Origin of the sequence: Novosphingobium pokkalii (assembly GCF_014652855.1) — a bacterium.
Taxonomy (GTDB): Bacteria; Pseudomonadota; Alphaproteobacteria; order Sphingomonadales; family Sphingomonadaceae; genus Novosphingobium; species Novosphingobium pokkalii.
In genome coordinates this window covers 21819-30499 of the sequence record NZ_BMZP01000014.1, presented here as the reverse complement: position 1 = coordinate 30499, position 8681 = coordinate 21819, and the positions used below count along the sequence as shown (strand labels likewise).

The window sequence follows — 8681 nt, the reverse complement described above, 5'->3', positions numbered from 1 at the left end:
GGTCGGGTGGGGGAGCGGGCCGGTGCCGAACCGAAAATGCGCCATGGCGCATTTTCCAGACGGTCTCTCAGCGCAGATAGGCCTTGATGATCGCCACCAGCTCCTCGGCGGCCTGGGCGCGGGGATCGCCGGCAGGCAATTGCGGGTCGATCATGTGCTCGCGGATGTGGTCCTCGATCACTTCGGCGATGAAGCCCTCCAGCGCGCCACGGCAGGCCGTTGCCTGTTGCAGCACGCGCGCGCATTCCACTTCGCCGTCCACGGCCCGCTCCAGCGCGTCGATCTGCCCCCGGATGCGTTTCAACCGGTTCAGCAGTTTCTGTTTTTCCGCCGCCACATGGCTCATGGTCCCGTTCGCCTTTTTTGCTTGATACCATACTCCCCTAGGGTATAGGGGCGCTCAAGTCGAGTCGCTCCCGCTCCGCCCCGTGCGGTCCGGTCGGCGTGACGATACCGCTGAGGAATCCCAACGATGCCGCGAAGTTGCAACCACGCCGCCGACGAGGGCGACAGTAGGCGCGAAAGCCTGACTGGCGCTTGTTTTGCGGCTGGCAGCCTGCCCTTGCGAACCGCGCGGCCCATCGTCTGACGGGCCTTTCGGTCCGGTCGGGCAGCCGCCTCCCGACCAAGGACCGAAGACATGATCCGTTCCGTTTGCCCGGCCGCGCCCCGCGCGGCTGTTTCCCGCCGCCTGCCGGCCCACATCGCGCTGTCACAATCCCCGGCTAGCGGGGCGGGCATGACCGGCGCAAAGCCCCTATCGCTTGACTGGCGCATCGCCCGCCGCCTCGTCGCCACGTTTGCCCTGACCGCGCTGGCCGCCCAAGCGCCGGTTCGCGCCGATACCCCAAGCACCGCCGACCAGGCGCTTGCCGTCCACGGGCAATACACCCTCGTTGCGCAGGGGGTGGGCAGCTTCGCCTCGCCCTATGCCGGCGACAACAGCCTCACGCCGCGCCAGGTCAAGGCCACCAACGATGCCACGCTCTATCTGGGCGTGCGCCCCTGGCGCGGTGCCGAAATCTGGGTGAACCCGGAAATCGACCAGGGCTTCGGCTTGTCCAACACGCTCGGCGCTGGCGGATTTCCCAGTGCGGAAGCCTACAAGGTCGGCCAGTTCAGCCCCTACTTCAAGCTGCAACGCGCCTTCGTGCGGCAGACCATCGCGCTCGGCGGCGCGGCGAGCGCCATGGCGCCGGGCATCAACCAGTTGCGTCTGGCCACGACGGCCAACCGCCTGGTGATCACGGCCGGCAAGATGGGCGTGGGCGATGTGTTCGACACCAATCGCTATGCCCATGATCCGCGCGGCGATTTCCTCAACTGGTCGCTCGTCGATACCGGCAGCTTCGATTACGCGGCCAATGCCTGGGGCTATACCTATGGCGTTGCGGCGGAATGGTACCAGGGCCCGTGGGCACTGCGGGCCGGGCTCTACAACCTGTCCAAGGTGCCCAATGGCGTGGCCCTGGAAAGCGACTTCTCGCAAAATGCCCTGATCGTGGAGGCAGAGCGCCGCTTCGCGCTCGCCGGCCATCCCGGCGCCGTGCGCGTCACCGCGTTTCGCAACCGGGGCCAGTTCGCCCGCTTTGACGATGCCCTGGCCTATGCCAGCGCGCATGGCCAAGTGCCGGACCTGGCGCCGGTGCGCCGCCGCCAGGATCGGCTGGGCATCTCCTTCAACGCTGAGCAGGAAGTGACCGACGTGCTGGGCCTGTTCCTGCGCGGCGGATGGAGCGATGGGCGCATCGAGACTTACGATTTCACCGATATCGATCGCACTCTCGCGCTCGGCGGATCGCTTGCCGGCAAGGGCTGGGGCCGGCCGCAGGACACCTTGGGCCTGGCCGGCGTGGTCAACGGCATTTCCGCCGCGCACCAGCGCTGGCTGGCGGCCGGCGGCCTTGGTGTCCTGGTCGGCGATGGCGCGCTGCCCCATCCCGGGACGGAGCAGATCGTGGAAGCCTATTATGCCTATCGCCCGGTCGGCTGGGGTTCATTGACTCTGGACTATCAGCATATCGCCAATCCCGGCTACAACCGCGATCGCGGCCCGGCCAATGTGTTTGCCCTGCGTATCCACGCCGGTTTCTGAAAAAAGGGCTGGACCATGACTTCCACTCGCCTGCCCAGCTTCTCGCGCATCCTGCGCCAGACGCGGCCCAATCGCGAGGATGCGATTGCCTTCGCCATTCTCTCCGGCCTGGCCGTGCTCGTGTTCCGCACGGCCGAAGGGGTGGTGGCGCCGCTGTCCAGCCTCGATCTCGAACCGGTCACGCTCGATCCGGCGCATCTGCCGTATTATGCGCTGCGCACCGTGCTGCGGATGTTCGCCGCGCTGCTGGCTTCCACCGTGTTCACCCTGGTCGTGGCCACGCTGGCGGCGCGCAGCCGGCGGGCCGGGCGGCTGATCGTGCCCGCGCTCGATATCCTGCAATCGGTGCCGATCCTCGGGTTCCTCACGTTCACCGTCACGTTCTTCATGAACCTGTTTCCCGGCAATGTGCTCGGCGTGGAACTGGCCAGCGTCTTTGCCATCTTCACTTCGCAGGCGTGGAACATGGCATTCAGCTTCTACCAGTCGCTGCGCAGCGTGCCGGCAGACCTGGAGGAAGTGTGCCAGGGCTTCACCCTGTCGCCAGTGCGCCGGTTCCTGCGGCTGGACCTGCCCTACGCCACCCCGGCGCTGGTGTGGAACGCGATGATGTCGATGTCGGGCGGCTGGTTCTTCGTCGTCGCGTCCGAGGCAATCACCGTGGGCAACACCACCGCCACGCTGCCCGGCATCGGTTCCTACCTGTCGCTGGCGATCCAGCAGCAGGATTTCCGCGCCGTTGGCTGGGCGGTCGGGACCATGGCCGTAGTCATCCTTGCCTATGACCAGTTGTTCTTCCGCCCGATCGTGGCCTGGGCCGATCGCTTCCGCTTTGAACAGACCGCCAGCAACGATGCCCCGCAAAGCTGGTTCTTTGCCCTGCTGCGCCGCACCCGCCTCTTGCCGGTGCTCCTGGCGCCGCTCGCCACGATGGGGCGCCTGCTGCTCGCGCTCGAACCGCGCCGTCGCACCCTTGTGGTTGGGGCGGGGCGGGCGGCCGATCCGCGCCTGGAATGGGCTTGGCGGGGCCTCGTCTGGCTGGGCGTGACTGCTGCGCTCGCCTGGACTGCGCACTACGTGCTCACTTCGCTGAGCGCGGCAGACATGGTCCAGGCGCTGGGCGATGCCCTGATCACCATGCTGCGCGTGATTGTCCTGATCGCGCTGGCCAGCCTGGTCTGGGTGCCGCTCGGCGTGGCCATCGGCCTGCGCCCGCGCCTGGCCGAACGGGTCCAGCCGGTCGCCCAGTTCCTCGCCGCCTTTCCCGCCAACGTGCTGTTTCCCTTTGCGGTGATCGCCATCGTGCGGTTCGATCTCGCCCCGGATGTCTGGCTTTCGCCGCTGATGATCCTGGGCACCCAGTGGTACATCCTGTTCAACGTGATCGCCGGGGCCAGCGCCATTCCCAACGACTTGCGCGAGGCGGCCGGCATGTTCGGCGTGCGCGGCTGGCAATGGTGGCGCCAGGTCGCGCTGCCGGGCATCTTCCCCTATTACGTCACCGGCGCGCTCACGGCTTCGGGCGGGTCATGGAACGCCTCGATCGTGGCCGAAGTGGTCACCTGGGGCGATCATCACCTGCGCGCCCACGGCCTTGGCGCCTATATCGCCGATGCCACCACCGCCGGCAACTATCCCCAGGTGGCGCTGGGCATCGGCGTGATGAGCCTGTTCGTGCTCGGCTTCAACCGCCTCGTCTGGCGCCCGCTCTATGCCTTTGGCGAACGCCGCCTGCGCCTCTGATCGCCCTGCTGCCCCCTTTTTGCTGTTTATCCGGAGTATCCGCCATGGCCACTCTCCTGCCGCCCCAGCCGCTGATCGAGGTCAAGGGCCTCAACCATTTCTACGGTCCGCCGCCGGGCGGCCATCTCGTGCTCGAACACGTCGATCTCACGCTCTACCAGAACGAGGTCGTCGGCCTGCTCGGCCGCTCCGGCTCGGGCAAGTCCACGCTGCTGCGCTCGATCGCCGGCCTGATCCACCCGCGCGAAGGCACTGTGGCGCGCGTCACCAGCCAGGATTGCCCCGATCCCAGCGTGGCCATGGTGTTCCAGACCTTTGCCCTGTTCCCCTGGCTCACCGTGCTGCAAAACGTCGAACTCGGCCTGGAAGCGCAAAAGGTGCCGGCCGACCAGCGCCGCAGCCGCGCCTTGGCCGCGATCGACCTGATCGGTCTAGACGGCTTTGAAAACGCCTATCCGAAAGAGCTTTCGGGCGGCATGCGCCAGCGCGTCGGCCTGGCCCGCGCGCTGGTGGTCAATCCGTCGTTGCTGTTGATGGACGAGCCGTTTTCGGCGCTCGACGTGCTCACTGCCGAAACCATGCGCACCGATCTGCTCGATCTGTGGTCGGAAGGGCGCATGCCGATCAAGTCGATCCTGATCGTCACGCACAATATCGAGGAAGCGGTGCAGATGTGCGACCGCATCCTGGTGTTCTCGTCCAATCCCGGCCGCGTCGTGGCCGAAATCAAGGTGGATATCCCGCGCCCGCGCGACCGCCTCGATCCCCCGTTCCGCGCCCTGGTCGATGATATCTATGCCCGCATGACCGCCCGCCCGGCCGAGCCCGCGCGCCATCGCGAAGGCGTGTTCCCCGGCACCGGCATCGCCATGGTCCTGCCCCACGTCTCCACCAACACGCTCGCCGGTCTGATCGAGGAAGTGGACGGCACGCCGTTCAACGGCAGCGCCAGCATGGCCGAGCTTGCCGACTCGCTCAATTTCGAGATCGACGACCTGTTTCCCATGGCCGAAACCCTGCAACTGCTGCGTTTTGCCGAGTTGCGCGGGGCACAGCTCGTGCTCACCCCCGCCGCGCGCCGCTATGCCCAGGCCGATGTCGATCACCGCAAGGCGATGTTTGGGGAGGCCTTGCTGGCCCATGTCCCGCTTGCCGGCCACATTCGCCGCATCCTGGACGAACGCGCCAGCCACAAGGCCCCGGCCCGCCGTTTCCGCGACGAGCTGGAAGACCACATGAGCCCGGATTTCGCCAGCGAAACGCTCAAGACCGTGACCAACTGGGGCCGCTACGCCGAAATCTTCACCTACCACGAAGACGACGATCAGTTCAGTCTCGACGATCCCGGCTAAGCCAGCCCTTTTCGCCAATTGTGGCGGGCCTTTGCCTGCGCTAGCGTAGCCCCCTGGCCACCCTTGGCCGCAGGGGGAAATCATGCGACGCAAGCTTATCCTGCTGGCGTCGGCGCTGCTCGCGTCGACCACCTGTGCTCTGCCGGCAGCGCGTGCTGCGGCCGATCCGCTCCTGCTGCAACAGCCCACGCTCTCGGCCACGCAGATCGCTTTCGTCTATGGGGGCGAGATCTGGGTGGTGCCGCGTAGCGGTGGCCGCGCGGTGCGGCTGGTCAGCGGGCAGGGCGCCTTGTCCGGCCCGGTGTTTTCCCCCGATGGCAGCCAGATTGCCTTTACCGGCCGCTATGACGGCAACACCGATGTCTATGTCGTCGCGGCCGGGGGCGGGGAGCCGCGCCGGCTGACCTGGCATCCCGGTGCGGACGTCGCGCTGGGCTGGTCGCCTGATGGCAAGCAGGTGCTGTTCCGCTCCCCCCGCATGGCCGTGCGTGATGCGCACCAGCTCTATCTCGTGCCGGCGGCAGGCGGCGCCCCCACGGCCGTGCCGCTACCTTCGGGTGAGGAAGGCGCGTTTTCGCCCGACGGCACGCGCATGGCCTATTCCCCGATCGAGCAATGGCAGCCGGCGTGGAAGCAGTATCGCGGCGGGCAGACCGCGCGCATCTGGGTCGCGCGCCTGTCGGACTCGGCGGTCACCCCGATCCCGCGCCCCAACAGCAACGATCGCCATCCCCTGTGGATCGGCGACAAGGTCTATTTCCTGTCCGACCGCGACGGGCCGACCACGCTCTACAGCTATGATCCGGCCAGCGGCGCGGTGACGCGGCTGGTCGACAATGCCAACGGGTTCGACATGGCGGGCATCGGCGCCGGGCCGGGTGGCATCGTGATCGACCATTTCGGCGCACTGGAGCTTTACGATATCGCCAGTGGCAAGGTCAGCCCGGTGCCGGTCACGATCGATGCCGATCTGCCGCAGCGCCGCCCGCATTTCGAAGAGATCAAGCCCGATGGCGTCGTCCACGCGCGGCTGAGCGAGACCGGCAAGCGGGTGATCCTGGAGGCGCGCGGCGAAGTGCTGTCCGCCCCGGCCGAAAAGGGTGACGTGCGCAATATCACCCATTCGCCGGCCGTGGCCGATCGCGATCCGGCGCCTTCCCCCGATGGCAGCAAGATCGCCTGGTTCTCCGACGAATCCGGCGAATATGCGCTGCACATCGGATCGGCCGATGGCCAGGGCGCCGTGCGCAAGATCGCCTTGGGCGCGCCGCCCTCGTTCTTCTACAATCCGCGCTGGTCGCCCGACAGCAAGAAGATCGTGTTCGAGGACAAGCGACTCAATCTCTGGCTCATCGATCTCTCGGCCGGCGGCAGCGCCGTGCCGGTGAAGATCGACACCAACCTGTTCGATGCCCCCGGCTCCAACTTCGACGCGGCATGGTCTGCCGACAGCCAGTGGATCGTCTATACCCGCCTCCTGCCGAGCCATCTTCACGCCGCCTGGGTCCATTCGCTGGCGACCGGCCAGAACACCCAGGTGACCGACGGGTTGAGCGACGTGACCTCGCCGCGCTTCGATCGCAGCGGCAAGTATCTCTATTTCGCGGCGACCACCGCCACCGGCCCGGCCACGGGCTGGCTCGACATGTCGAGCATGGGCCGCGCGATCGATGGCGCGGCCTATGTCATGGTGCTGCGCAAGGACACTGCCTCGCCGATCGCGCCCGAAAGCGACGAGGAAGCGGCCGCTGCCGATGCCCTGCCAGGCCGCGCCAAGCCGGGCAAGCGCAAGCCCGCCGCCAAGGACGACAGCGCTCCGGCCGATGAAGCCAAGGCTGACGACAAGCCCGCCAAGGACGGGGCGAAACAGGCGCCCGCCGCTCCGGTGCGGATCGATTTCGACGGGCTCGATCAGCGCATCCTGGCGCTGCCGATCCCGCGCGCCAACATCGTCCAGCTCGAAACCGGCAAGGACGGCGTGGTCTATACCCTGACCATCCCGCCCGCCGCGACCGACGCCGACTATCTCGAAGGGGACGAGGCCGGCCCGCCGCGCACGCTGTTCCGCTTCGATCTCAAGGAGCGCAAGAACAAGCAGCTTGCCGAAGGCGTTGCCGCAGACAGCTTCTCCATCTCGGCCGATGGCGGCAAGATCCTGCTCCAGCGCGGCGGCACGTGGCTGGTGGCCGATGCCGACAAGGAAGTGAAGGACGGCGAAAGCGCCAAGCCGATCAAGTTCGACGACGTGCGCGTGTGGGTCGATCCCCAGGCGGAATGGAAGCAGATCTACCACGAGGTCTGGCGCATCGAGCGCGATTTCCTCTACGATCCCAACCATCACGGGCTCGATCTGCCGCGGGCCGAGGCGCTCTATGCGCGCTTCCTGCCCGGCCTTGCCTCGCGCGAGGATCTCAACGTCCTGCTCGAGGAAATGACCGGGCACATCTCGGTCGGCCACACCTTCATCAACGGGGGTGACGTGCCCCAGCAGCAGACCGCCAAGGGCGGGTTGCTCGGCGCGGATTACGAGGCCGTCGATGGCCGCTGGCGCATTGCCCGCGTGCTGCCGGGCGAGAACTGGAACCCCAAGCTGGTCGCGCCGCTCAGCCAGCCCGGCGTCAACGTGCGTGCGGGCGAGTTCATCCTGGCGGTCAACGGGCAGGACGTGACCACCGCGACCGAGATCGACCGCGCACTCGATGGCACGGCGGGCAAGCAGACCGTGCTGACCGTGGCGGCCAGCGCCAGCGGCGCCGGCGCGCGCAAGGTCACTGTGGTGCCGGTCGCCAGCGAAGGCCAGTTGCGCCTGCGCAGTTGGATGGAAGGCAACCGCCGCACCGTCGATCGTCTCTCGGGCGGCAAGCTCGCCTATGTCTATGTGCCCGATACCGCAGCGGGCGGCTTTGCCAATTTCAACCGCTATTACTTCGCGCAAGTGGGCAAGCAGGGCGCGGTGATCGACGAGCGCTTCAACCACGGCGGGCAGATCGCCGACTATATCGTCGACCAGTTGAAGCGCACCCCGCAGATGATCAACCACACCCGCGAAGGCGCCGACCAGATCGAGCCGGCGGCCGCGATCTTTGGCCCCAAGGTGATGATCATCAACGAAATGTCGGGTTCGGGCGGGGATGCGCTGCCCTGGCTGTTCCACAAGCAGGGCGTGGGCCCCCTGGTGGGCAAGCGCACTTGGGGCGGTCTCGTCGGCATCGGCGGCTATCCGCCACTGATCGACGGCGGCAGCGTCACCGCGCCGCGCTGGGCGATCTATGGCACCGGCGGCCAGTGGGAAGTGGAAGGCATCGGCATTGCGCCCGATATCGAGGTCGAGCAGGATCCCGCACTGATCCGCCAGGGCCATGATCCGCAACTGGAACGCGCCGTGGCCGAAGCCATGGCCCTGCTCAAGGCCAATCCGCCGCAGCAATTCCCCAAGCCCGCGCCGATCGTCAAGCACCCGGTGTTGCCACAGTAAGGCGCGTCGGGCGGGC

At 67.2% G+C, this 8681-nt stretch carries 5 protein-coding genes; 4 read left to right on the top strand and 1 reads right to left on the bottom strand.

Features of this window, described 5'->3' with window-relative positions; all coding sequences use genetic code 11:
* Positions 1-67 precede the first annotated feature (67 nt).
* On the bottom strand, positions 68-346 hold the full coding sequence (locus IE191_RS14360) for a metal/formaldehyde-sensitive transcriptional repressor (protein WP_191325072.1): 279 nt from the start codon (positions 344-346) through the stop codon (positions 68-70).
* Between the two features lie 393 nt (positions 347-739).
* Between IE191_RS14360 and IE191_RS14355 the strand changes: the two genes are divergently transcribed.
* From IE191_RS14355 to IE191_RS14340, 4 genes are all read left to right on the top strand, one after another.
* Entirely contained in the window at positions 740-2095 is a 1356-nt protein-coding gene (locus IE191_RS14355) for a carbohydrate porin (protein ID WP_191325144.1), read from the top strand.
* Between the two features lie 15 nt (positions 2096-2110).
* On the top strand, positions 2111-3838 hold the full coding sequence (locus IE191_RS14350) for an ABC transporter permease (RefSeq protein ID WP_191325071.1): 1728 nt from the start codon (positions 2111-2113) through the stop codon (positions 3836-3838).
* 44 nt (positions 3839-3882) lie between these two features.
* Entirely contained in the window at positions 3883-5190 is a 1308-nt protein-coding gene (locus IE191_RS14345; RefSeq protein WP_191325070.1) for an ABC transporter ATP-binding protein, read from the top strand.
* 82 nt (positions 5191-5272) lie between these two features.
* Positions 5273-8665 (top strand): S41 family peptidase, encoded by a 3393-nt coding sequence (locus IE191_RS14340; protein ID WP_191325069.1) that lies wholly within the window; start codon positions 5273-5275, stop codon positions 8663-8665.
* Positions 8666-8681 lie beyond the last annotated feature (16 nt).